Source organism: Rhizobium sp. SG570 (assembly GCF_012275345.1).
Classification (GTDB): domain Bacteria; phylum Pseudomonadota; class Alphaproteobacteria; order Rhizobiales; family Rhizobiaceae; genus Rhizobium; species Rhizobium lusitanum.
Genome location: NZ_JAAZQI010000003.1, coordinates 257,009 through 281,114, shown reverse-complemented (window position 1 = coordinate 281,114; position 24,106 = coordinate 257,009). Strand labels below are relative to the sequence as shown.

Genomic DNA, 24,106 nt, shown 5'->3' with positions numbered 1-24,106 from the left:
AGCCTTCGTTCGTCTTCTACGACGAGGACACCGGAGGCAAAACCGAATGAAGTTGTATTTCAGCAGAAACCCCAATCCACGCCTTGCAGTTGCCGTTGCGCGGTTCTTGAAAACAGATATCGCGTTCGAGTTCGCCGCACCGATGGCTCCGGGGCAATCGGAGCGATATCTGCCGCTCAACCCAAACCTTCTTTTGCCGATTTTGCAGCACTCCGGTCGAACGCTTTGGGAGAGCGATGCGATTGCCTGCTGGCTGTCCAGGCACGCCGGCTCGAACTTCTGGAGAACCGATGACGAAGAACCGGACATGATCCGCTGGATCAGTTGGGCGAAGGAGAACTTCATGAAGGCATGTGATATCGTTCATTGGGAGCGCGGCACGAAGCTGCGTTACGGTATTGGGCCGTGTGACGACACGATGGTTGCAGAGGGTCTAAGTCAATTCCACAAAGCAGCGGTCATTCTCGAAAGTGAATTGTCCGGTCGACCGTGGATCCTTGGCGAGACAATCTCGTTCGCCGATTTTCGCATGGCGACGTTCTTGCCGTTCAACGACGCTGCGGGCCTTCCGATAGAGGACTATCCCGCCATAAGACACTGGTCTGATCGCCTGGATCAGATCGAAGCCTGGCGCGATCCGTTTCGCGGATTGGACGCGCCGTGTCCGCCACCGCTTCCCAACTGAAATAGGCCTGCTCTGCTGGGCGATGGTGATGCTAAAGGTGCAGGGCTCTAGGATATCTGTCGGAGTGAAAGGCCGCCGTTCCATTTCGAGGGGTAGAGCGCCGAAGGTTTTGTGCTTGAATGCGGCAAATGCCATCGAGCCTGGCTTCCCGCTTGATTGTCACGCTCGACCCGGCGGTCTTGAAAGAATGTGAGCCTGAACCAGGATCGATTGATCCTACGCCGCTACGGGCCGTCAAAACATTGGCATATGAATTTCCGGTCTTTTCAGGATCAAGCACATGGTTGGAACAAATCCGAGCCGCATCAGACATCCTCCAGCTGTGTCAAACTGCGTTTGTGCATATTATTGTTCCGGTAAGATTTTGGCGACTTACCGGTTTCCCGCTTAAATGCATTGCTAAAGGCGCTTTCGGATGCATAGCCGACGGAGTGCGCGATCAACGCCACCGATTTTCCATCCTCATTCCGGAGCGCCTGCTCGGCCAGTCGCATGCGCCACTCAGTGAGGTAGGCCAGCGGCGCGATGCCAGCGACGCTGCGGAACCGCTCGGCGAAGGTCGTCCGCGACATGGCGCAGGCGGCGGCGAAATCTTCAAGGCGCCATGCCCGCGCCGGATCCTGGTGCATCAAACGCAGGGCCGGCGCGATGCGTGGATCGCTGAGCGCCCTTAGCCAACCTCCGCTTTCGTCCTGCGCTCCGGCCAGGTGAGCTCGCAGGATCTGGATGAAGAGCAACTGCGCCAATTGAGCGGATGCGAGTTCGGCGCCGGGTAGATCGGAAGCACGCTCCTCGACGAGCCGATCGAGCAGCCACCGGAACGTCGCGGCCGCGGGCAAGTTCGCCCGCACGTGGATCCAGGGCGGCAGCGCATCCGCCAACAGGCGGCCGCTGGCCGGATCAAGCAGGACGTGCCCACCGATATGCGCGAAGTCGCCACCGTCGCCGAGTTGGGCCGTCGTTCGCCCAACCCCTGAGAACAGCGTCATCGCGTCGACGGGAGTGACATCCGGATCACTGGCGAGCACGAAGGCTCGCGGCGCCGAGAGCAGCCCTACATCACCCGTTGCAAACCGGATGGGCGCCTCGCCGTCAAGCGCCACCCAGCAACTCCCCTTCACGACGGCGAAAAACTTGATCGTCTTCGGGGCCGGGAATCGGATCGCCCAAGGGCCTCCAGCCGTGAAGCCACCCGTGACCAGCGTTTCGGCACGCACGAGTCTGAGAATTTGCGAGAAGGGATCGATGATCATTTTCGTATTATCGCGCAAGTATTGCGTATTCTCAAGCATTCAACGTCCGATCTGCCGCATCTATGTTCAGGGCCATGCAAACACAAGAGGGATTAGGCCCATGATATTGAGCAAGCGGAAGTTGGGCACCCAAGGCCCGCAGGTCGGCGCAATTGGCCTGGGCTGTATGGGCATGAGCCAGTCTTATGGTCCGGCGGACGAGGCGGAGTCGATCGCCACCCTTCATCGAGCCATCGAGCTCGGCTGCGACTTCTTCGATACGGCGGAAGGCTATGGGCCATACACCAACGAGGAGCTGCTCGGCCGCGCCTTCCGCGACCGTCGGGAGAAAGTGATCCTCGCCACCAAGTTCGGCTTCCGATTCGTGGATGGACGCCAGCTCGGCGCCGAGACCGACAGCAGCCCCGCCGCAATCCGCCAGGCGGTCGAGGGCTCGCTTCGGCGACTGCAAACCGACCACATCGACCTGCTCTACCAGCACCGCATCGATCGCAAGGTGCCGATCGAAGATGTGGCCGGCACGGTCGGCGAGTTGGTGAAGGAAGGCAAGGTGCGCTTCTTCGGCCTGTCTGAGGTGGGGGCTGCCACGCTGCGCCGCGCGCATGCCACCCATCCAGTCGCGGCGCTGCAGAGCGAATATTCGCTTTGGGAACGCAATCTCGAAACCGACGTGATCCCCGTCTTGCGCGAGCTGGGCATCGGTCTTGTGCCGTTCTGTCCGCTCGGACGCGGCTTTTTGGCCGGCGGGGTGAAGCGCGCGGAAGATTATCCCGAGGGCGATACCCGCCGCATCGACGAGCGGTATCAGGGTGAGAACTACGACGCAAACGTGCGTGCCGCACAGGCGGTGTTCGACATCGCTGAAGCCCATGGTGCAAAGCCTGCGCAGATCGCGCTCGCCTGGCTGCTGCACAAGGGCGATTTTATCGTGCCGATCCCCGGCACCAAGCGTCGCGCCTACCTCGAGCAGAATGTGGCGGCAGACGCTGTCCGGCTGACGCCTGCCGACATGCAGATACTCGACAAGGCTTTGGCGACCGGCACCGTCTCCGGCAATCGCTATCCCGCCTGGATCATGGCAGGGATCGACCGCTGATGCGCGACAAACAACACTGGAGATCATTATGAGTGAAGAGCTGGTACTCGTAACCGGCGGAAGCGGGTTCATCGCGCAGCACTGCATTCTGGCGCTGCTGGAGGCGGGCTATCGCGTGCGGACTACGCTCAGGTCACTGTCGCGAGAGGCAGAGGTTCTCAGCAACCTCAGGACTGGGGGTGCCGAGCCGGGCGATCGCCTTTCATTTGCCGCCGCCGACCTCACAGCCGACGACGGCTGGCTGGAGGCCGCCGCAGACTGCGCCTATATCATCCACGGTGCTTCACCGACGCCGTCCGGCGATCAGGTGCGCGAAGAGGATTGGATCCGGCCTGCGGTCGATGGAAACCTGCGCGTGCTGCGTGCGGCACGCGATGCCGGTGTAAGGCGGGTGGTGCTCACCTCGGCCTTCGGTGCGATCGGCGTCGGCCACAAGCCGCGAAGCCGTCCCTTCGACGAAACCGACTGGAGCGACCTGAACGGCAACGTCGCGCCCTATCAGCGATCGAAGACACTGGCCGAGCGAGCCTCATGGGACTTCATCGCGCGTGAAGGCAGCGGGCTGGAGCTGGCCACCGTCAACCCAACGACCGTTCTCGGACCGGCGCTGGGATCCGATTACTCGCACTCGATCCGGCTCATCAAGAACCTGCTGGATGGTCAGCCGGGCTGTCCCAAGATCAACACCTGCGTTGTCGACGTGCGCGACGTCGCCGACCTGCATCTGCGCGCAATGACCGATCCGGCCGCCAACGGCGAGCGCTTCCTTGCCGCATCGGGTGAGAGCCTGTGGATGGTCGAGATCGCCAGGCTGCTGAATCAACGTCTCGGGAAAGGCGCAAAAAAGGTCTCCACCCGCGTGCTACCCAACTGGTTCATCCGCGTCGTCGCGCTTTTCAATCCGGCGATGAAGGGGATCGTGCCGCATCTCGGCGTCAACATGAATGCCAGTGGAGACAAAGCCAAGCGCCTGCTTGGTTGGGCGCCACGCTCACGCGAAGACGCAATCGTCGCCACGGCCGAAAGCCTCATAAAGCTGGGGTTGGTCAACACGACAGAATAGAGACCGGCGACTGCCACACCGTACTTTATATGCCGATCAGTCCGGCGAGATCGACTATGAAGACCATATCTCGCGACGAGGCGACAGTCAGCTACGGGCGTTACTTTACGAGGCAGCGACCGCCCTCTCGAATCCGTCGCAGCTCGATCGAGACTGCGCCTTGAACACAGGAAGATCCACCCCGCGAAAACCCGTCATGCAGCGACCCCGTGTCGACCGCGTAGACAACCCTGCGCCGGGCAATGGACGAACTTGTAGAAACAACCATGCAGAGGTCCTCCTCAATCAAAGAAAAATGTCGCGCTGCGTGGTCTGCGACACAGCAATGACGCAGAGTGTCCAAAATTAGCTTAACTACCGGACATTCGGCGACCTCGGTGCCGGTTCACAGTCGATCCAAAAACGAGCCTCCCAAAAAATGCAAATGCCTCCTATTGACGATAAAAGCATATGCTCCTATTTTTGTCCGTATAGGAGCATATGCTCTCACCAACGAAAGGAGCGAGATCATGAGTGAGGCTGAGATACTTGTAAGCGGAGCAACCGGACGGACCGGGGGTGCGGCGATCGATGAATTACTGAAGATGGGCAAGTCGGTGCGCGCCTACGTGCGCTCAGATGACGAGCGGGCGACGGCCCTTAGGCGGCGGGGAGTTGATATCGCTGTCGGGGACTTCACCGACATCGATGACATCCGCGCCGCCATGGAAGGCATTCGGTCGGCCTATTTCCTGCATCCGATCGCGCCGGGCATTATCGGTGCTGCGGCCTATTTCGCACAGGCCGCAAAGGAAGCAGGCGTCACGGCAATCGTCAACATGTCGCAGATTTCGGCGCGTCGTGAATCGGCGAGCCACGCTGCGCAGGACCATTGGGTTTCCGAGCGAGTCTTCGACTGGTCCGGTGTTCCGACTACGCATCTGCGCCCGACCTTCTTTGCCGACTGGCTCGTCTATCCGCATTTTGCCAAGGAAATATGGGCCACGAAAAAGATCGAGTTCCCCTTTGCCGAAGGGCGCCATGCACCGATCGCGACGGATGATCAAGGACGGGTGATCGCGCATCTTCTTGCCGATCCGCTGGGACATGAAGGCAAGGTTTATCCCCTCCATGGACCACTCGAGATGAACCACACCGAGATCGCCACCGCCATGAGCGAAGTGCTTGGCGCGAAGATCGACTACGCGCCAACCTCCATCGAGGTATTCAAGGACAAGATGGAAAATCTCTACAAGTTTCCGCCTTTCCTCGTGCAGCACCTGGTCGAAGTCGCTCAGAACTATCGTGATGGCGTCTTCGCGGGCACGAACGATGCCGTCGAGAAAATCACCGGAACGCCGGCCCTCTCGGTCCAGCAATTCATCACCAACAATCGTGCCGCCTTTGCGTGAAAGCCGTCGAGGCAAGGAGTTTGAACAATGTCGAATACTCAAGGCGAACGTCACCCGTTTCTGGACGACCTGTCCGTCGACGCGGAACTGACCAGCTCCGTGCTGCGAGGCGCGGTCATCGGACGGGACGAGATCAAGCTGGCCGTCAACACGGTCGGGACCTTCTACGCTTCGCAGAATCCCACGTTTCTCCAGACTGTCGGCTCGCGCCTCTTTCTCGAATACGAGGCGGTCCTGACAAGCGGGGAGAGCCTGAACGCCGTCGTAGTTGTCGACCGCAACCCCGATGGTTCGGTGCCACGCGTCAGCGTGCGGATGAGCCCGCTTGGTGCTGTGTTGTCTCTCGCCACCAATCTTCGCGAGGCACTGTCCGGCCAGTTGCCGGAAGACCTTTTTCTTTAAACCCAACGCCCGCAGGCGGGTATCGATATTGGATGCCCTGATCTGTGGCTTTAGAGAGGTAATTTGTCATGGATGTCACCAACACCACCGTCTTTATCACCGGTGCCAATCGTGGCCTGGGCCTAGCGTTTGCGCGCGAGGCCCATCGTCGCGGAGCGAAGAAGGTCTATGCCGGCATGCGCAATACGAACGGCTTCGACGAACCGGGCATCATCCCCGTCCGGATCGATGTCACGGACAAAGCATCGATCGCCGCGGCAGCGGAACTGGCGGCGGATACTGATCTGCTGATCAACAACGCGGGCATCGCTGCTCTTATCGACGGACCTCTGGCAACCGATGTCGAAGAGCAGTCGCAGCGTCTGTTCGACGTCAACTATTATGGCGTCGTCCGCGTCACGGAGGCCTTCGAGCAGATCCTGTCGGCCAAGCCGCGTGCTGCCATCATCAACGTGCTATCCGACATCGTGTGGCTTCCGCGGCCCATTTTGACACCCTATGCTGCATCAAAGGCGGCGGCCTGGAGCTTCACGAACCAGCTTCGCTTTCACCTTCGAGATCGTGGCATCCAGGTTCTCGGTCTGCATGTCGGTTTCGTGGATACCGACCTGACCAATGGCATCGATGTGCCAAAAGCCAGCCCGCGGGATGTGGTGCGCCAAACCTATGACGCGCTCGCCGCCGGCAAGAGCGAGATCATGGCCGATCAGGGAACGACACTGCTGAAGAGCACGCTTTCAGCCGAGGTGCCCGGTTATATCACGCCGCCGCCAGGATTGTTCTAAGCGCTAAGATGGTGGAGAAACAGCCAAGCCGCAGGCTATGTGATGCGGAGGCCTTGGACTTTGCGCCATATAGCCTGCGGACGATAAGTAGGATTCGAAAGGAAAACGAGATGTTGTCGGCGAACCAACCGCTGGGGATCGATCAATGCAATTGCTCTGCCATGAGAAAGGCGAGCCGTCAGATCACGCGGTTCTACGATGCCCATCTTGAGCCCGTCGGGCTTCGTATCACGCAGTTCCTGACCCTGGCGGCGCTCGACGAAGCCGACGGTGCCGCTGTCAACGCTCTCGCGGAACGGCTCGATATCGAGCGGACGGCGATGGGAAAGATGGTTGGCTTTCTGGAACGCGACGGCTTCGTCACGATCAAGCCATCACCCGTGGACGGCCGAGTTCGTATCATTGAACTCACGGACGAAGGCCGACGCTTGCATGAGAGAGCGGCTCCTCTCTGGCAGGATGCGCAGCGAGAATTCGAGCGACTGAACGGTAGCACCAACGTCGCAACGCTCCGGCACAGCCTGAGAGAGATCGTCGTTGGCGACTTGCCGGCCGTCTCGCCCGGAGACTGAGCCTTCGAAAAGCCGTCCGGTTTGAGCGAGTAAGGTCACTCACAACGTTCCCGCCTCGGTTCTGTGAGCGAAAAAATTCTCGCAAGCGCCTTGTTTGGTTCGCTGAGTTTCGGCTGCATTTTCGAAAAGTGTACATGCGGTGGCCGCAGCAGCGTTGATTTTCCGGAGCTGTATCCACCAAGGAGTGAGACGACGTCACCTTGACGAGCCTCTAGCGAGATGCCGCGCAGTGAACTCATGACTGCCGAAGCTCTTGCGAACATTGTGAACGGAAAGTCGCGGCACGCCGGTTGATGAACCGTGCAGCTTTGGACGAGCGGCTCGCTTTCAACATCGATACTGAACCTCCCGACGAGAAGTAGGCCGTCCATCGCGTCAAATTGCATGCCCGACGATCATTCATCCCCCATTCAGTCTTTAGGTTTCAGGATGAGGAAGATATCAGGGAGGTTCACTATGAAAGTCTTCAAAACGCTACTTGCTGGAATCCTAGGTGTCGGCTTGCTTATCGGAGCTGGCGCTGCATCGGCCGCGCCGATGATGAATATGACAAAGCCGGAAGTTCAATCGTCCGTTCAGACGGTCCACTATCGTCATCACCGCCATTGGCATGGTCCACGGCATCATCGGCATCATTGGAGACCGCATCGCAGCTATCGGAGCCACTACTGGCGTGGTTATCACCGGGGTTGGTACGACCATCACCGGCACCGTCCCCATTATCGGCATCATCGTTATTATTGAGCCCGAAACGGGATTTGCTGCATAAGTTGATCTCAGCACAAAATGGCAGCGCTCCAGCGAGCGCTGCACGAAGGACGCTACAGTACGGCGCAGCGCGAACCGCTTTTTGATGAGCTCGCGCGACGCGACCCTCGCAAAGGCATACCTAAAAAGTACGCGTCCGACATTTGCGGGAGCACTACACGGCCCAAGTTCTTCGAACTAGGTCACGCCCCAATGGAGAAACGCCTTTTCGGATAGGTGCAATTCATGCACCGCCGCATCTATGATCTCCTGGAGCTTTTGCCACCCATAAAGGTTACGCTCGGCCACACGCTCCTGAATTGCGGTCAGCATCCAGCCGGCGGCCGCTATTCGTCATCATTCTTATAGCTATTGAAGTACTCCAGGCAGGCGAGGTTGCCGGGACGAGCTGAGCCGCCATCAAGATCCAAGGCTGCCATGAGTGAACGTGCGTCTCGATAGGCGTTCGCTATGCGCTGCTTATCCCGGGCACTGCTTTCGACACCGATCGCAGCCTCTGTCTGTTGAGCAAGGAATGAGCGAGCACGCATATGCTGTCCAATGACGCCTGTGCATCGACCCATTGCCGTTTCGATCAGTTTGCCACGGCCGATGCACGTCTGCCATTTCAGCCGGCCATCTGCCTGCGTGGTTTCTATGTGGACATCTCTCTGGCAGGACTTTTGGGCGTTAGGCCGTCCAACCGCGTTCGCTGGCGGTGGAATGACGACCCTTGCGTCCATGGTATGACGGAAAATCGCACCGTAGGTTGGATGGCCATCATAGGCTCCATCGGCAGTGAACTGGTCGATCTCATCATTGATCTGATCAAGCAACGGCGCCAGCTGCGAGACACCGCCGGTTTCCTGATTTGTCAGGCTATGTGCGATGATCTCGCCACGGCCGGCATCAACAGCCAGATGCAGCTTTCGTCAGCCGCGCCGGGAGGTCGCCAAACGAAGGACGCTCGAATTCGGGTTGCAGGACTGTTCGATCAGAGAAGCGCCATACAGGCGTCGGTCTATCTTCCTATGCCCAGAATGCGGACGATACGTCAGGCCGCACACTATTGCCTGGCGCCTGACAAGATGGGCAGGGAGGTGGAGGGTTCAGTCGAAAAAGCCCGCATCTTCTTCCCTGAGATATCTTCTGGCTCCTTCGGCGTCGATATCGAGGCCAAGCCCCGGCGCTTCCAGTAGGTCCACCATGCTGTCCTTCACGATCTGCGGCGGCAGGCCGATTACCAGATCCTCCCACCAGGGGTCGGAGGCGGTTGGATATTCGAACGCGATGTAATTTGCCGGCAATGTGGCGCAGACGTTAATCAACGCGCCGAGCCCCAGCAGGCCGTTAGCGGTGCCGTGCGGTGCCATCAGGATCGAGTGCATGTAGGCGTGCTCGGCGACCCACTTGAGTTCGGCGATGCCGCCAACGTCGGCTGGATCGGGGCCGATGACGCGTACCGCCTGCGTCTCGATCAGTTCCTTGAAGTTGTGCCGCAGGTAGATCTGCTCGCCAGTGTGGATTGGCGTCGAGGTGGAGGTCGTCAATTCCCGATAGGCTTGCGGATTGACCCAAGGCACATAGTCGCCAGTGAGCATGTCCTCGAGCCACATCAGATTGTACTTCTCGACCGCCCGAGCGAACTTGATTGCATCGGGCAGCATCCAGCCCGGGCCGCAGTCGAGCGCCAGGCTGACTTTGTCGCCCAGCACTTCCTTCATCGCGATCACGCAATCGAGCATGTGATTGAAACCGCGCTCGCTGATCACGCCCTGATCCATGGCACCGTGATAGCCGGCCTTCTTCTGCGTCACGCCGTAGTGGAAGTCGTCGATGGTGTCCTTCATGTTGGAGTGGAACGAGATTCCTTGCTTGACCATGAAGAAGTTCTGCGGCTGCTCCATCATCCATTTGACGTCAGCGGCGTAATCCTCCGGCCGGTCGCCCATGCGTTTTTGGCGAATCGAGCCGTTGTAGACGCGAACCTTGTCCCGCACCTTGCCGCCGAGCAGTTTATAGACGGGCACGCCCGCGGCCTTGCCAGCAATATCCCACAGCGCATGCTCAATAGCGCTCACCGCCGCGCCGTACGGCTTGAAAGAACCACGTTGACGGATCTTCAGCATCACTCTCTCGACGTCGGTCGGGTCTTCGCCGATCAGCGCCTCGCGGAAATGCAGCACAAAGGGTTTGAGGTAGGGCTTAGTGAATTCGACTTCACCCAAGCCATAGAGGCCCTCGTCCGTAACGATGCGAACGATCGGGTGTTTACCGATAACGGCGCAGCGGAGATCGGCGATCTTCATCTTCGTTCCTTTTCGTCTCAGCTCCAGGTGCGGTCCCAGGAATACTCATCGTCCCAGCGATCCGTAGGCTGCCAAATGCCGGTGACACCCGGCTGCAGATGCCCCGAAATCACCTCGTCCACGACATCGTCAATCCCCAGACCCGGCTTGTCGGGAACAGTGATGAAGCCGTTCTTCACCAGCGGCTTGGGAAGGCCCGTGACAATATCGTCCCACCAGTCAACATCGGCGGAATGGTATTCGAGCGCCATGAAATTTTCGGTCGCGGTCGCGACATGTGCCGCGGCCATTGCGGCGATCGGACTTTCTGCCATATGGATGGCCATGGCGACGCCACGGTCCTGCGCCATGTCGCCGATCTTCTTGGTCTCGAGGATGCCCCCGCTGGTGAGCAGGTCCGGGTGGATAACGGAGACGCCGCCACTATTGAGCAGAGGCTCGAAGCCCTCCTTGAGGTATATATCCTCGCCCGTGCAAATCGGCACCGTGGTGGCGTGCTGCAGTTGTCGGTATTGCTCGGTATACTGCCATGGGATCACATCCTCGAGCCAGGCTGGCACGTATTTTTCAATTCGCCTGGCAAGGCGAATGCCGTTCTGCACAGAGATATGGCCAACATGGTCGATCGCAAGCGGCACATCCATGCCGATGACCTCACGAACCTCGGCGATATATTGCTCAAGCAGGTCGAGGCCCTTCTCGGAAAAGTGCAGGCCGGTAAACGGGTGCGGGACGTTATGCAAATCGTACGCGGCATTGCGGACACGCCGCTCCTCAATGGTCTTCAGCGGCCCGCGACGGGGACCGTCGCGGTATCCTTCTAGTGAGCCGGCAGGAAACACGACCGCACCGGGCACATCCGCGATCTGCATCAATCCCAAATCCATCTTGAGGAAGGTGAATCCGAGCTCCATGCGCTGCTTGAGGCGCTTGCCGGTCTCGGTACCGCTCGGCACGGTGGCGTCGGTATCACAGTAGACGCGCACTTTCTCCCGAAACCGGCCGCCGAGCATCTGGTAGATAGGGACGCCATAGGCCTTGCCGGCAAGATCCCACAACGCGATTTCAACCGCCGATACGCCGCCGCCTTGCCGGCCGTGCCCGCCAAACTGCTTGATCCGGCGAAACAGGCGATCGATGTCGCAAGGGTTCTCGCCAAGCAACCGGCTCTTGAGCATCAGTGCGTAGGTGGCGCTGGCGCCGTCGCGCACCTCGCCAAGCCCGACGATACCCTGGTTGGTGTAAATCTTGAGTAGCGTTGAGGTAAACGGCGCGCCGACAATTTCGGCTACCCGCATGTCGGTGATGCGAAGGTCGGACGGCTTGGAATGCGTGTTCACCCGATTGAGCGCCTGGTCGGCTCCATTTGCCTCTGCCATGATTTATCCTCGTTCTGGTCGGCGGGCTCGTCGTCGCGCACGCTGAGGCGGCGCAGAGTGTTGCTGGCTAGGCCAACTCTATCTCGTGGTTTTGAAGGTAGTCGCGGTTCATTTCAACGCCGAGGCCAGGCTTGGGCGTAAGCTTGAGGCTGCCGTTCGAAACATCGAGTGGCCTGTCGATGAGATGATCGTATTTGCCCAAGTTCCACTCTGACGTTTCAAGTTTGTAGAAATTAGGAACGGTCATCATCACCTGCGCTCCCGCGACCACGTTGATCGGCCCTGCTGCGTCATGCGGCGAAACCGGGATGTAATAGGCTTCGCATAGGGCAGAAATCTTCTTGAGTTCGGTAATGCCGCCGGTCCAGGTGACGTCCGGCATGATGTAGTCGGCGAGCTTGTTTTCGAGCACCGGCACGAAATCCCACTTCGTGTGGCCGCGCTCGCCCCAGGAGATAGCGGTACTGACCTTCTCACGGACCTGTTTGAGCGCGTTGAGGCTCTCAGGCGGACAGGGCTCCTCAAACCAGTCGATCTTACCAGCTTCCTCAAGGCTCCGACAAAGGCGAATGGCGGTGGGAACGTCGAACCGGCCATGCGCATCGATGAGGATATCAACATCAGAGCCCGCCGTTTCTCGGATCAGGGCCGTGAGTTCGGCGGCTTCACGCTCATCCTTGCGGGTCATGCTACCATCGAGGTAGCCGTCGCGCTGTTCGCGAGGCTGTCCATCGACGGCGCGGCCTTGATGGGGGAAAGGATCGAACTTGAGCGCAGTGTGGCCGGACTCGACAATGTCTCGAATTTCCCGGACCACAGCTTCATTACTGGTAAACTTGGCCTGGTTGGGATGGGTGTAGAGCGCGATTTCGTCGCGTACCGGTCCGCCTAACAGCTCGTAAATCGGCTTGCCAAGAACTTTGCCTCGGATGTCCCAAAGAGCTATGTCAATGGCGCTTACGCATTCGACTGCAGCGCCGCGACTGCCCATGTAGGTGAAGCTGCGGAATATCTTGTGCCACAGATACTCGATACGCGCCGGGTCCTCGCCTGTCAAAGCGACCCCGATTTGCCGCAAGATCGTGCAGAGGGCGCGATTGGCGAGCCTTGTCGTGGTGGTGATCTCTCCCCAGCCGCTGACCCCCTCATCTGTGGTCACTTCGACGAACAGATACTCTCCCCAATAGGATGCATCGGATCTGATGAGCCACGGCCGGACGCTGGTGATTTTCATCTCAAATGCCTTTGCTGAAGTGGTCGGTATAAAGATATTCAGACTAAGTATTCTATCCCGCCCGGGCGGCGTTACGGGCACGCATATGTTCCAGGATGTGGCGGCCGGAGCCCTCGACATGGCGTGCAATGAGTTCGGCTGCCTCGTTCGCATTTCCCGCTTTAACATGCGTGATAAGCTCGCGATGCTCGCCAAGGACCGCGGCACGCCGTGCGAGCGTGAAGTTGAAACGCCGGCTCACGGCTCGAAGCACTTCGCGATGCTTCCACCAGAGCTCGGCCGCATGGCGGTTGTAGTGCTTTTGATACATCACGGTATGAAAGGCGGTGTCCAACTCGCTGTGCCTGAACGTGTCGGCGAAGTTGTTCTCTTCAATTAGGCTTTGGATGCGTTCGAGTTCAGCAATGTCCTCGACGGTGGCCATATTCACGAACCATCGCGTCAGTGCCGGCTCGATCAAGACTCCGATCTCGTAGATGTCCCGAACAAAATCCTGATCTATGGGCCGCACGCGCGCTCCGCGATTGGGAATGAGGGTGACAAAGCCCTCCCCGCGCAACAGTTGCAGAGCCTCGCGCACGGGGTTGGTTGAGGTGCCGTGGCGCCGGGCGAGGTCGGTAACCACAAGCCGCTCGTTGGCAGCGAGCCGCCCTTCGATAATGTCGTCCCTGATCAGTCGATAAACCGAGGCGCCCTCGCTGGAGGCTCCGATAGCGTCGATCCCTTCGGGTGGCTTTGCTCTAAAATCGCTCGTTTCGGCCAAGACTTTCCCCAGTTAATACACACACTGCTCCAATATCACGCAAATTTTCCATAAACAATGTACGATTTCTTCAATTGACAGGCAATCTACAATCTGAAAACGTATAATCCGGTCGAAGGGATACATTGGGTGGAAAGTCCCGTGGCCGGGGAGCAAAGACCGTTCGCCTCGACGCAGAGCGGCTTGGGAGAGAACCTGGAGGATACCTATGACGAGGATTTCACTCGGCGGTGCCGTCGTGCGCGGAACTTTATCCACCGCTTTGACGCTATCTTTGATGTCAGCGTCTGCGCTGGGTGCGCCGGTCGACTTGAGCAAGTGGTCGCCGGAATATGTGCGCTCCATTGCCGGCACACAGGAATTTGACACGGCGGGCGATTGCGCAAAGGTCACCCCTCTCGACTATAAGGGGCGACTGACTTTCTGGTATCAGGGGGTCTTCGAGGGTGACCCCGACCTCCTGCGCCAGTATTATAAGGAGTTCTTCGAGACCTTCCGCAAAACCTATCCAAACATCCAGCTTGAGGAACAAGCCCTCACCTATAATGACCTTCTGGATAAGTTTCGGACCGCACTTCTGGGCAATGCAGCGCCCATGGCGGTGCGCCTGCAAATCCTGGGGGGCACCGAGTTCGCCGCAAAGGGCTATCTGCAGCCGCTCAAACCTGAGGATGTAGGGTATTCGACCGAGGATTTCTGGCCCGGTGCAATGAAGGCCGTAACCTGGGAGGGGGTGACCTACGGCGTTCCAACCAACAACGAGACGATGGCGTTCATCTGGAACGCCGACATCTTCAAGCGTGCAGGCCTCGATCCAGACAAGGCTCCGGCGACCTGGGACGACGTCGTCAAATATTCCAAGCAGATCCACGACAAGCTCGGTATTGCCGGTTACGGCCTCGTGGCGCGCAAGAACGCCGGCAATACGCCCTATCGCTTCATGCCGCAGCTGTGGGCCTATGGCGGCGGCGTCTTCGACGAAGCTACCGCGAGCCCGACCTATAAGCAGGTCGAGCTGGATAGCCCGCAGAGCAAGGCGGCATTGCAAGCCTCGTACGATATGTATGTTCGCGACAAGTCGGTTCCGGTTTCGGCACTCACCAATCAGCAGGCGGATAACCAGCCCCTCTTCCTCGCTGGCCAGCTCGCCATGATGGTATCGCACCCTTCCGACTATAACGTCATGCTCGACCTGCAGAAGAAGACGACGGGCAGCGACAAGGACAAAGCGCAGACCGTCATCGACAACATGCGCTACGGTCTGATACCGACTGGTCCCGACGGCAAGCGTGCCGTGGTGTTTGGCGGCTCCAACATTCACATCCTGAAGCCCGAATATGTCGAGGGCGGCAAGGTCGATGAGCCGGCTGCAAAGGCTCTGGGCTGCATGTGGGCGAGCCCCGAATGGTCGCTGAAGATGGCCTACGCCGGCTCGAACCCCGGAAACCTTAACGGCTTCAAGACCAAATGGATGAAGGAACGCCTGGACAGCATCAAGTTCCTTGATGTCACGACCTCGATGCTGCCATACGGCATCCCGTTCCCGGCGCTGCCACAATCGCCCGAGATCATGAACATCATCGTTCCCGATATGCTGCAGAATGCCCTGACAGGAGCCATGACCGTCGATCAAGCAGCAGACGACGCAGCCAAGAGGGTAAAAGAGCTGATGGGTGGCGGACTCTAGTCCGAGCCTGCCGATCTGACCGGCTGCGCCCCGATAGCAACCGGTTTTCCTCCAAAGAATAAGGGCAGGGCACAGTGACGATCTTGACTGGCAAGGCCGAGGCGCGCCGAAGACTGCAGACCGACAGGTCCGGCGTGCTGCGAAAGATTTGGGAGCATCGCGCTGACTACGCATACGTGCTTCCTGCGATCGCCGTGATGCTCATCGTCATTGCCTATCCCATCTACTACACGATCGAGCTGTCGTTCTTTAACACACCGCCTGGCCTGCAACTCCGGGACAAGATTTTCGTCGGCCTCGACAACTACATCGCCATCCTCACAAGTCCGGTGTTCTGGACGGTTACCTCGAACACTCTTATCTGGACACTGGGATCCACTCTCATCTCATTTGTCCTGGGGTTTGCCTGCGCCCTGGCGCTCCATCGCGACTTTATCGGCCGCGGCATCCTGCGGGCCATCCTGATCATTCCCTGGGTTATCAGCGCGGTCGCCGCGTCCTATATCTGGAAGTGGATCTACCATTCGGACTTTGGGATCATCGGCGCGGTGCTGGTCGGCCTCGGGTTGGCCGACAGGCCGCCGAATTTCATCGACAGCGTCAGCACAGTGTTGCCCTCGCTGATCGTCGTCAATATTTGGCGAGAGTTTCCGTTTGCCATGATCATGATGATGGCCGGCCTGCAGACGGTTCCCGATCAGTTGCTGCGCGCGGCAAAAGTCGACGGAGCCAATGCATGGCAGCGGTTCTGGCACGTCACCTTTCCGCACCTGAGAAACGTCTCGACGGTGACGATCCTCTTGCTGGCAGTGGCCAACTTCAATTCTTTCATCATCCCCTGGATCATGACTGGCGGCGGGCCGTCGAACGCCTCGCACATCTGGATCACCCACATTTATGAACTTGCCTTCGGTCGCCAGCGCTGGGGGGTGGCATCGGCCTATTCGGTGCTGCTGTTCCTGATCCTTATGTCGTTCGGCTACTTTTACGTCCGGGCGCTGAGCGGCAACGAACAGAAGGATGGAAGCGAATGAGCGCGATCGTCGAAACTGCTCATCGGGGCCGGGCGCGTCGCCGCATGCGCATCGATGGCTGGCGGTGGGGCGGACGCGTCTTCCTTGTTTTCATGCTCCTTTACACCGCTTTGCCGATGATCTGGATGCTGATCACCTCGATCAAGTCCGGCTTCGCGGCCATGCAATTCCCGCCACAATGGTGGCCGGACCATCCCACTCTCGCCAGCTACCAGAAGCTGCTCGATCCGCAAAACAGCGTCGGCCGGGACTTCCTGCGCTTCTTCTGGAACAGCCTTTTCGTCTCCACCGCCACGACCATCCTTTCGGTAATCGTGGCTGTTCCTGCGGCCTACGCGTTTTCACGCTTCACCTTCTCGGGCCGGAACTTTCTGTTCTTCGCCGTCTTGCTTCGCAACATGTTCCCGGCAGTGATCTTTCTCGTGCCGCTCTTTATCCTGATGCGCGCGATCGGGCTGGTGAACACACATGGGTCACTCATCCTCACCTACCTCACATTCGGGCTGCCGCTGGCAATCTGGCTCCTCAAGGGCTTCTACGACAACATCCCGGTGCAACTCGAGCAGGCGGCGCGCATCGACGGGGCAACGCGGTTCCAGGCCTTTGTCCTGATCGTGATGCCGCTCTCGGCGCCGGGAATCATCGCCACGGCGATCTATTCCTTCATTGGCGCATGGAACGAGTACATCTACGCCTACACCTTCCTCTCCAAGAACGAGCAATTGACTCTGCCGGTCGGCATCCAGCGCTTCTTCTCGGAAAATACAACGGACTTTCCGGGCCTGATGGCGGCCAGTTTCATGATGAGCGTGCCTGTCGTGGTCCTGTTCCTCGTACTGCAACGATACTTCGTACGCGCCCTTACGGAAGGCGCAGTCAAGCACTAGGGGAGTAGCCGGTGGCCCACGTGGTCCTCAAAGATCTAGTCAAGACCTATGGCAGCTTCAAAGCTGTCAACAACGTTTCGCTGACGGTCAACGACGGCGAATTTGTTGCGCTCGTCGGCCCTTCAGGCTGCGGCAAGACAACCACACTCAACCTTGTGGCGGGGCTCATCCCCATCACATCTGGCGACATCGTCATCGGCGACAGGATGGTCAACGACCTCGACCCCAAGGACCGGGACATCGCAATGGTGTTCCAGAACTACGCGCTCTATCCGCAGAAATCGGTCTACAAAAATCTGGCGTTCCCCCTGCAGATGCGCAAACTGCCAAGGGACGAGATCGACAGGAAGGTCAAGGAAGCAGCGCGAGTGCTCGACATGACGCAACTGCTCGAGCGCAAGCCACGCGAACTTTCGGGCGGGCAACAGCAGCGCGTGGCGCTGGGCCGTGCCCTCGTTCGCGATCCGGCGGTATTCCTGATGGATGAACCGCTCTCCAACCTCGACGCAAAGCTGCGCGTGCAGATGCGGTCGGAGATCAAGCGTTTCCACCAGGACCTCAAGGCGACGATCATCTATGTGACGCACGACCAGCTCGAAGCGGTAACCATGGCCGACAGGATGGCGGTGATGAACGGCGGCTACCTGCAGCAATACGATTCACCAGCGCAGGTTTTTGCCCATCCGGTGAACATGTTCGTCGCCAGCTTCGTCGGCAGCCCGGCGATGAGCCTTGTTCCGCTGGAGGCGTCAACGGCAAGCGGCAACATAGTGTTGACCAGCGCGGAGGGCTGGCGCCTCGAGCTCTCGTCAGAAAACGCCCGGAAGGTCGCGCGGGCAACCACCAAGAAAATCGTGCTCGGCGCACGTCACTCGACGATCAAACTGCACAAGAGTGCGGTGCCAGGAAGCGTCCCTGCAAAGGCCTACACCGTGGAGCCGACCGGAGACGTCACTTTCGTACAGGCGTTCCTGTCCGGCGCCATCGTCAATGTCAGCGTCCCGCCGACCATTGCCGTCGCGCCCGACGAGCCAATTTGGCTCGAGTTCGATCAGGAGCGGATGCATCTGTTCGATGGCGAAACAGAAATGGCCCTCAAGGCCAACTGAGACAGAGCGGATGCGTGTGAAACGAGGGTGTGGATGACTGCGAAGCTTAAAATCACCGCTATCAAACCCTATCCGGTATGGGTAGGAACGCGCAACCAGATGCTGGTCAAGGTCGAGACCGACGACGGCATCTTTGGCTGGGGCGAGAGCGGCTTGAGCGGTCGCGAGAAGGCCGTGGCCGGCGCGATCGAGCACTATCGCGAGTTTCTCATCGGCCGCGACCCGATGCAGATTGGTCGGATCTGGCAAGAAGTTTATCGCAGCCAATACTTCGAAGGCGGGCGCGTTTTGCAGGCGGCGATTTCCGCCATCGACATTGCCCTTCACGACATCAAGGGGAAGGCGCTGGGGGTGCCGGCCTATGAACTGCTGGGAGGCAAGCAGCGTGACCGAATTCCCACCTTCGCCTCGACCGGCGACGAGGCCGAGGGCGATGTTGCCATCGAACGAGCCCGCGAACTACGCGCACAGGGGTGGCAGGCGATCCGCTTCTTCCCCGTCGGGCAAAACAGCAAGGACATCTTTGAGCCGCGGGAGTCGATTGGTGCCACCGCAACTATGCTGAACAAGGCGCGCGCGGCGCTGGGCGACGACGTCGTACTCGGTATCGACTATCATCACCGGCTGTCGGTGGCAGAGGCGGCAAGCTTCTGTAACAAGCTCGGTCGTGGCGTACTCGACTTCCTCGAGGAGCCGATACGAGACGAGACGCCGGAGGCCTACGAATCCCTGCGCACGATGACCGACATCCCGTTCGCCATCGGTGAGGAATTTTCCAGCAAGTGGCAATTCCTGCCCTACATCGAGCGTGGCATCCATCAGTTCAACCGGCTCGATATCTGCAATGTTGGCGGGTTCACCGAAGCGATGAAGGTCGCTGGTTGGAGCGAGGCGCACTATGTAGACCTGATGCCGCATAATCCCCTCGGCCCGGTCTGCACGGCCGCGACCATCCATCTCGCCGCTGCGGTACCGAATTTCGCTTGGCTCGAGACCAGGGCGCCCGAAACAAAGCTGGGCTTTGACAATGCCGACTTTTTCCCAGTGCAACCGCGGCTCGACGGCCCCCACTATCCGGTGAGCGATCTGCCGGGGCTCGGCGTCGAGGTCAATGAAGAGGTGGTCAAGGCGGAGAGTTTTCGTTTCTGGGAAGCACCTCACCTGAAGCGCCGCGACGGTTCTGTTACGAACTGGTAGTTCCATCCACCGGAGGCTAAAATGACGCATACTCCCGATATTACGCGACCGCCTAAAGACCTGATCGACGCACTGCAGGAAATCGGCGCCGCGACGGTTGCCGGTACCCTTGGCCACATGGGCTTCCGCAATCCGCACATGGTCGGTCCCGTGCCGCAGAACCGCGGGAAGTCGATCGTCGGGCCGGCGCTGACCCTCCAGTTCATGCCGCAGCGGCCGGACCTCTTCACCGAGGGAGAATATGCCGATCCGGAGACGCAGTTGCACCGGCACGTGCTCTATCACGCGCAGGAGGGCGATGTGGTCGTGGTCGACGCGCGCGGCGACATGAGCTCGGGTGTCTTTGGCGATATGATGTCGACGTATTTCAAAGGCAGAGGCGGCGCTGGTATCGTAATCGACGGGTGCATGCGCGATCGGCCCAATGTTGAAAAGCTGGATCTCCCCCTATGGCTGCGCGGCTGGACGCCCAACTATCATGTGCAGACCAGCATCTATCCCAATGCCGTCAACGTTCCGATTGCCTGCGGCGGTGTCACGGTAATCCCCGGCGACATCATCGTCGCCGACGACGACGGGGTGGTGGTGCTTCCAGTCGCCATGGCTTCTAAAGTAATCGAAGAGTCGCAAAAGCATCACGATTGGGAGGAGTTTTCGCGAGTGAAGCTTATGGAGGGTGGGTCGTTGCAGCGATATTATCCGCTGCATGACGATGCCCGTGGAGAGTACGAAGAATGGCGCAAAACAAACCACCTGGTGAACCGAAGTTAGCCTATATTGCAGCATCTATGGAAGCAGGTGGAGCAGCAGCAACAAATCGTAGGCTTACGTCCAACGGACGCGAGACGCGAGCGTCTCGCCGTCTATGCCAATTGATCCTGCCGCCGAAGAGAGAGAGCACGAAATACGGCCAATTCTGGTGACAGCGGCTGACGCGTCGGTTTCAAACGAGTACCCTGTGTGAGGTTCGGGTCCGTTTCACCTATGAGGAGCGAAATGCCATCTGAAACACGTTCTCCGCGCCTCGCCGTGCTGATCGACGCCGATAACACATCGGCCAAGATCGCCGACGGCTTGTTTGAAGAAGTCGCCAAGATCGGCGAGGCGAGCGTCCGCCGGATCTATGGCGACTTTTCCGGTACGCGCTCGAAAGGGTGGGCGGATGTGCTAGCCAAACACGCAATTATTCCGCAGCAACAATTTGCCTATACGACAGGAAAGAATGCCTCGGATATTACTTTGGTCATCGATGCGATGGACTTGCTGCACAGCGGCCGTTTCGATGGGTTCTGCCTCGTGTCATCGGACAGCGATTTCACCCGGCTTGCCGCTCGTATCCGCGAACAGGGCGTGGATGTATTCGGTTTCGGCGAACAGAAGACACCGGAGAGTTTTCGTCAGGCTTGCAGGCGGTTCATCTATACCGAAAACCTGCTGCCCGGCGGGGCCAAGGACGGCCAGGCCATCGCGTCTGCCGACAAACCGCTGCAGCCGGCGAGCACCGCCGTCCCACTGATCAAGAGAGTCCTATTGCAGGAGGACAGCGAGGACGGCTGGGTCAATCTGGGCACAGTCGGCAAGCAGCTCCTGAATCTCGCGCCGGATTTCGACCCACGCACATTCGGCTTTCGAAAACTCAGCGACCTTGTTCGCAAGACAAATCAGTTCGAGCTCAGTCAGGATGAGGGCGGTCCAATCAGTATCCGTTTGAAACGAAGAGACAAAAAGTAATTCTACCGAACCGCGGCTGACAAAGGGCAATCTCCGCGGCTTGGGTAACGACGTCAGCGTTGACTATTTCGCAAGCTGGGCAAGCGCTCCCTACCCCGCAATCAAGTTGTTCCATTTGAGGAATTTAGAAAAGCCTGAGCTGACCGGTCCTTTCCACCCCAAGGGACGGTAGCCTTGGTGCTGCAGGTTGCGCGGTCGCTTTGCATTTGAACGGGGGCTTCCTCACTTTGTGTTGTGGTGGAATTTGCCGTGGTCGAAACGCTCGTCGCCCTGCCCGCGAGCGTCAGAAATCGCGCTCCTTGCGATAAAGCGGCCGCGCGACTATGCCAAAATCTTAGTCTGGTTGAGGAGCCGCAGTTGTTTCGCCCTCAGAAAGCTCGCAGGCGAACAAGATCGGATGGTCGACGCTTGGTGCGGGCCGCTCATTCAACAGGACCGCCACGGCTGCTGCCGCGATTTTTTGGATCGGCTGCTTCATTGTCGTCAGGCGTGGGATTGTCATGCTTGACAGCGGGATGCCGTCAAAGCCTACGATGGAAAGGGCTGCGGGTATCGGGATACCCAAATCATATGCCGCCCGCATGCAACCGATCGCCTGCTGGTCCGAGCTCGCGAATATGGCTGTCGGGCGCTCGCTACGCGCACGCGCGAGGAGATAGTTTCCCGCCGCTCGCCCGCTCTCGTAGTCGAATGCCGCCTCGGCAATCAGCGACGGTTCGGCATTTTGCACTTTGCCGCCGTTCTGCTCCATCGCATCCCGATAACCCTTTAAACGATCACTGGCGGGGACCGAATGTTTTGGGCCTGAAATGAAGCCGATACGACGATGGCCGAGTTTCAAAAGGTATTCGACACCCAGTCGAACGCCGCTGCGGTGGTCGGAGGCGATGCCCGAATATCCGGGCATAAGACGGTCGACCACGACGATCGGCAGCCCTTTCGGCAGCTTGATCGTATGGAAATCGTTGCTCGGAACGAGAATGATGCCGTCCACCTTTCGGCTTGTCAGTTGCCCGATGCGGTCTGCTTCCTTTGCCGCATGATCGAAAGACGTCATGACGATGATGTTATAGCCGCGTCTTGCGGCAGCTTGCTCGGCTGATTGGACGAGTTCCGAGAAGAAGGGATTGGTCAGATCAGGGATGACGATGCCGATCAGGCGGCTAACCTTGCTGCGCATGCTTCTTGCGGACGGATCGGGCATATAGCCGAGTTCTTCTATGATGCCGCTGACGCGCGCCCTCAAATCCCGTGTGACCGAGGGATGATTGTTCAGAACTCTCGAAACGGTCCCGGTGGAAACTCCCGCGAGCTTGGCAACGTCTCGAATTCCGACCTTTGGCATAACAGAAACGTATGTCCTTCATCTTCGCCGTCAGCGGCCAAAAGTCGCGTGATCCGGGGCTTCAGCAAGTGCTCTCTACCGTCTTAATCGAAGCGACGCATCCAAATTCGACTGCCGGCGACGTCATGCAGTGGAAAGCGCATGCGACTGATGGAAACGGTTCACCGCATATACTGCAGCATATGGAGAAAATTGCAATCCACGCCGACTTTAGCTCTAATTTGTGACGGCTTGACAATTGTTGAGAGCATGCTACCCAATTGTATCTGGAAACGGTTCATTGTCGTTGACAACTCAGGTGGAGCTGAGCCCAGGACCGTTCGGGAGGAGAGAAATGTCCAATTCCAAAAAGCATGAATCCGTCTTGATCAGCGCGCCGCGCCGTGCGGCGTTGAAGCTTGGCCTTGCAGGCACGTTGATGCTTGCGCTGTCTTGCGGCGTGTCGCCCGCCTTCGCGGCTAGCAAGCCCAAGGTCGGTCTCATCATGAAGTCCTTGTCCAATGAGTTCTTCAAGCAGATGAAGGAAGGCGCCGACAAGTATGCGGCTGAGAACAAGGAAAAGTTCGACTTCAAGGCCGTCGGCATGAAGGACGAGCGTGATTTCGCCTCACAGGTCGATGCCGTCGAAAACTTCGTGACGCAGAAATACGACATCATCGTCGTTGCGCCGGCCGACTCGAAGGCGATGGTCACTCCGCTTGCAAAGGCAGTGAAGGCCGGCGTCAAGGTCATCAACATCGACGTGCCCCTGGATGCGGACGCGAAGAAGGCAGCCGGGGTCGATCTTGCTTTCTTCGGGCCGGACAACACTGAGGGCGCCAAGCTTTCGGGCGATGCTCTTGCCAAGGAGCTGGGGCCGGGCGCGAAGGTCGTAATCCTGGAAGGCAATCCTGAGGCCGACAACGCCAAGGAGCGCAAGGTGGGCTTCATGGACTCCATCAAGAACGGCAAGCTCGAACTTCTCGACAGCAAGACGGCCCATTGGGAGACGGAAGAAGCCAACACCGTCATGACGAATTTCCTGACCAAGTATAAGGATATTCAGGGCGTCATGGCCGCAAATGACTCCATGGCGCTCGGCGTCGTCAAGGCTCTCGATGCGTCCGGCCAGAGCGGCAAAATCAAGGTCGTCGGCTTCGACAATATTCCATCTGTCAAGCCGTTGATCAAGGACGGAAAAATGCTTGCCACTGTTGAGCAATACGGTGCCGAGATGGCGGCCTTGGGTATCAAGTATGGTCTTCGCGAATACGCCGGCGAAAAATTCAGCGGCTGGGTCAAGACGGACGTCACGCTCATTACCGCCAAGGACATCAAGTAGTCCGAGCCATTGGCTTAGTGGCTAAACAAAGCGCCGGCTGCTCGGCCGGCGCTATCCGCTGCCGGATCGCTTTCCCGTGGAATGCCGGGTAAAGCTGGTTTTCGAGCCGCCTTGGC

23 protein-coding genes and 3 pseudogenes are annotated in these 24,106 nt (G+C 58.8%); 18 read left to right on the top strand and 8 right to left on the bottom strand.

What is annotated here, in order from left to right:
- Positions 1-46 precede the first annotated feature (46 nt).
- Positions 47-685 carry a glutathione S-transferase family protein gene (locus FHT28_RS08655; protein ID WP_168595997.1) on the top strand — a complete coding sequence of 213 codons (639 nt, stop codon included), beginning with the start codon at positions 47-49 and terminating at the stop codon, positions 683-685.
- A 305-nt stretch (positions 686-990) separates the two neighbouring features.
- Here the strand turns inward: FHT28_RS08655 and FHT28_RS08650 are convergent, their stop codons facing one another.
- On the bottom strand, positions 991-1,938 hold the full coding sequence (locus FHT28_RS08650; RefSeq protein ID WP_037191974.1) for an AraC family transcriptional regulator: 948 nt from the start codon (positions 1,936-1,938) through the stop codon (positions 991-993).
- Positions 1,939-2,038: 100 nt separating this feature from the next.
- Between FHT28_RS08650 and FHT28_RS08645 the strand changes: the two genes are divergently transcribed.
- The 7 genes and pseudogenes from FHT28_RS08645 to FHT28_RS08615 all read left to right on the top strand — a co-directional run bounded on the left by FHT28_RS08645 (position 2,039) and on the right by FHT28_RS08615 (position 7,247).
- Entirely contained in the window at positions 2,039-3,034 is a 996-nt protein-coding gene (locus FHT28_RS08645) for an aldo/keto reductase (protein WP_037191124.1), read from the top strand.
- Between the two features lie 28 nt (positions 3,035-3,062).
- Positions 3,063-4,097, top strand: coding sequence for an aldehyde reductase (locus FHT28_RS08640; RefSeq protein ID WP_112441987.1), 1,035 nt, complete (start codon positions 3,063-3,065; stop codon positions 4,095-4,097).
- A gap of 37 nt (positions 4,098-4,134) precedes the next feature.
- Positions 4,135-4,251, top strand: a pseudogene (locus FHT28_RS08635) (transposase); the annotation flags it as partial.
- Positions 4,252-4,606: 355 nt separating this feature from the next.
- Complete coding sequence (locus FHT28_RS08630) at positions 4,607-5,488, top strand: NmrA family NAD(P)-binding protein (RefSeq protein ID WP_037191129.1); 882 nt, start codon at positions 4,607-4,609, stop codon at positions 5,486-5,488.
- A gap of 27 nt (positions 5,489-5,515) precedes the next feature.
- Complete coding sequence (locus tag FHT28_RS08625) at positions 5,516-5,890, top strand: hypothetical protein (protein ID WP_037191132.1); 375 nt, start codon at positions 5,516-5,518, stop codon at positions 5,888-5,890.
- Positions 5,891-5,958: 68 nt separating this feature from the next.
- Complete coding sequence (locus FHT28_RS08620) at positions 5,959-6,675, top strand: SDR family oxidoreductase (protein ID WP_037191134.1); 717 nt, start codon at positions 5,959-5,961, stop codon at positions 6,673-6,675.
- A 110-nt stretch (positions 6,676-6,785) separates the two neighbouring features.
- Positions 6,786-7,247: a MarR family winged helix-turn-helix transcriptional regulator gene (locus tag FHT28_RS08615; protein ID WP_037191137.1), complete on the top strand. Its 462-nt coding sequence runs from the start codon at positions 6,786-6,788 to the stop codon at positions 7,245-7,247.
- 143 nt (positions 7,248-7,390) lie between these two features.
- Here FHT28_RS08615 and FHT28_RS36075 read toward each other — a convergent pair.
- Positions 7,391-7,532: pseudogene (locus FHT28_RS36075) on the bottom strand (histidine/lysine/arginine/ornithine ABC transporter ATP-binding protein); the annotation flags it as partial.
- Between the two features lie 325 nt (positions 7,533-7,857).
- Here FHT28_RS36075 and FHT28_RS08605 point away from each other — a divergent pair.
- On the top strand, positions 7,858-8,016 hold the full coding sequence (locus FHT28_RS08605; protein ID WP_156143616.1) for a hypothetical protein: 159 nt from the start codon (positions 7,858-7,860) through the stop codon (positions 8,014-8,016).
- A gap of 478 nt (positions 8,017-8,494) precedes the next feature.
- Here FHT28_RS08605 and FHT28_RS08595 read toward each other — a convergent pair.
- The 5 genes and pseudogenes from FHT28_RS08595 to FHT28_RS08575 form a co-directional block, all read right to left on the bottom strand.
- Positions 8,495-8,923: pseudogene (locus FHT28_RS08595) on the bottom strand (transposase); the annotation flags it as partial.
- Between the two features lie 180 nt (positions 8,924-9,103).
- A complete protein-coding gene (locus FHT28_RS08590; RefSeq protein WP_037191140.1) occupies positions 9,104-10,303 on the bottom strand; it encodes a mandelate racemase/muconate lactonizing enzyme family protein in 1,200 nt (399 codons plus the stop codon).
- 17 nt (positions 10,304-10,320) lie between these two features.
- The gene (locus tag FHT28_RS08585) at positions 10,321-11,682 is read right to left on the bottom strand and encodes a mandelate racemase/muconate lactonizing enzyme family protein (RefSeq protein WP_037191143.1); all 1,362 of its coding nucleotides are present in this window, start codon (positions 11,680-11,682) and stop codon (positions 10,321-10,323) included.
- Between the two features lie 67 nt (positions 11,683-11,749).
- Positions 11,750-12,916, bottom strand: coding sequence for a mandelate racemase/muconate lactonizing enzyme family protein (locus FHT28_RS08580; protein ID WP_112441984.1), 1,167 nt, complete (start codon positions 12,914-12,916; stop codon positions 11,750-11,752).
- Between the two features lie 52 nt (positions 12,917-12,968).
- A complete protein-coding gene (locus tag FHT28_RS08575) occupies positions 12,969-13,679 on the bottom strand; it encodes a GntR family transcriptional regulator (protein ID WP_037191147.1) in 711 nt (236 codons plus the stop codon).
- Positions 13,680-13,887: 208 nt separating this feature from the next.
- Here FHT28_RS08575 and FHT28_RS08570 point away from each other — a divergent pair, with 208 nt between their 5' ends.
- From FHT28_RS08570 to FHT28_RS08540, 7 genes are all read left to right on the top strand, one after another.
- Positions 13,888-15,366: a sugar ABC transporter substrate-binding protein gene (locus FHT28_RS08570; protein ID WP_037191149.1), complete on the top strand. Its 1,479-nt coding sequence runs from the start codon at positions 13,888-13,890 to the stop codon at positions 15,364-15,366.
- Between the two features lie 74 nt (positions 15,367-15,440).
- Positions 15,441-16,400: a sugar ABC transporter permease gene (locus tag FHT28_RS08565; protein ID WP_037191152.1), complete on the top strand. Its 960-nt coding sequence runs from the start codon at positions 15,441-15,443 to the stop codon at positions 16,398-16,400.
- Entirely contained in the window at positions 16,397-17,287 is an 891-nt protein-coding gene (locus FHT28_RS08560) for a carbohydrate ABC transporter permease (protein ID WP_168595995.1), read from the top strand. The genes FHT28_RS08565 and FHT28_RS08560 overlap by 4 nt, the downstream gene beginning before the upstream one ends.
- Before the next feature lie 11 nt (positions 17,288-17,298).
- On the top strand, positions 17,299-18,396 hold the full coding sequence (locus FHT28_RS08555; RefSeq protein WP_037191157.1) for an ABC transporter ATP-binding protein: 1,098 nt from the start codon (positions 17,299-17,301) through the stop codon (positions 18,394-18,396).
- Between the two features lie 33 nt (positions 18,397-18,429).
- Positions 18,430-19,593 carry a mandelate racemase/muconate lactonizing enzyme family protein gene (locus FHT28_RS08550; RefSeq protein WP_037191160.1) on the top strand — a complete coding sequence of 388 codons (1,164 nt, stop codon included), beginning with the start codon at positions 18,430-18,432 and terminating at the stop codon, positions 19,591-19,593.
- Between the two features lie 21 nt (positions 19,594-19,614).
- On the top strand, positions 19,615-20,364 hold the full coding sequence (locus tag FHT28_RS08545) for a ribonuclease activity regulator RraA (protein ID WP_037191163.1): 750 nt from the start codon (positions 19,615-19,617) through the stop codon (positions 20,362-20,364).
- A gap of 225 nt (positions 20,365-20,589) precedes the next feature.
- Entirely contained in the window at positions 20,590-21,324 is a 735-nt protein-coding gene (locus FHT28_RS08540; protein WP_037191166.1) for an NYN domain-containing protein, read from the top strand.
- Positions 21,325-21,658: 334 nt separating this feature from the next.
- On the opposite strand, the gene FHT28_RS08535 is transcribed toward FHT28_RS08540, so the two are convergent.
- On the bottom strand, positions 21,659-22,669 hold the full coding sequence (locus FHT28_RS08535) for a LacI family DNA-binding transcriptional regulator (RefSeq protein WP_168595994.1): 1,011 nt from the start codon (positions 22,667-22,669) through the stop codon (positions 21,659-21,661).
- An 11-nt stretch (positions 22,670-22,680) separates the two neighbouring features.
- Between FHT28_RS08535 and FHT28_RS08530 the strand changes: the two genes are divergently transcribed.
- Together FHT28_RS08530 and FHT28_RS08525 are read left to right on the top strand one after the other, a co-directional pair.
- The gene (locus FHT28_RS08530; protein WP_168595993.1) at positions 22,681-22,896 is read left to right on the top strand and encodes a hypothetical protein; all 216 of its coding nucleotides are present in this window, start codon (positions 22,681-22,683) and stop codon (positions 22,894-22,896) included.
- 107 nt (positions 22,897-23,003) lie between these two features.
- On the top strand, positions 23,004-23,990 hold the full coding sequence (locus tag FHT28_RS08525; protein WP_037191174.1) for a sugar ABC transporter substrate-binding protein: 987 nt from the start codon (positions 23,004-23,006) through the stop codon (positions 23,988-23,990).
- Positions 23,991-24,106: the final 116 nt, after the last annotated feature.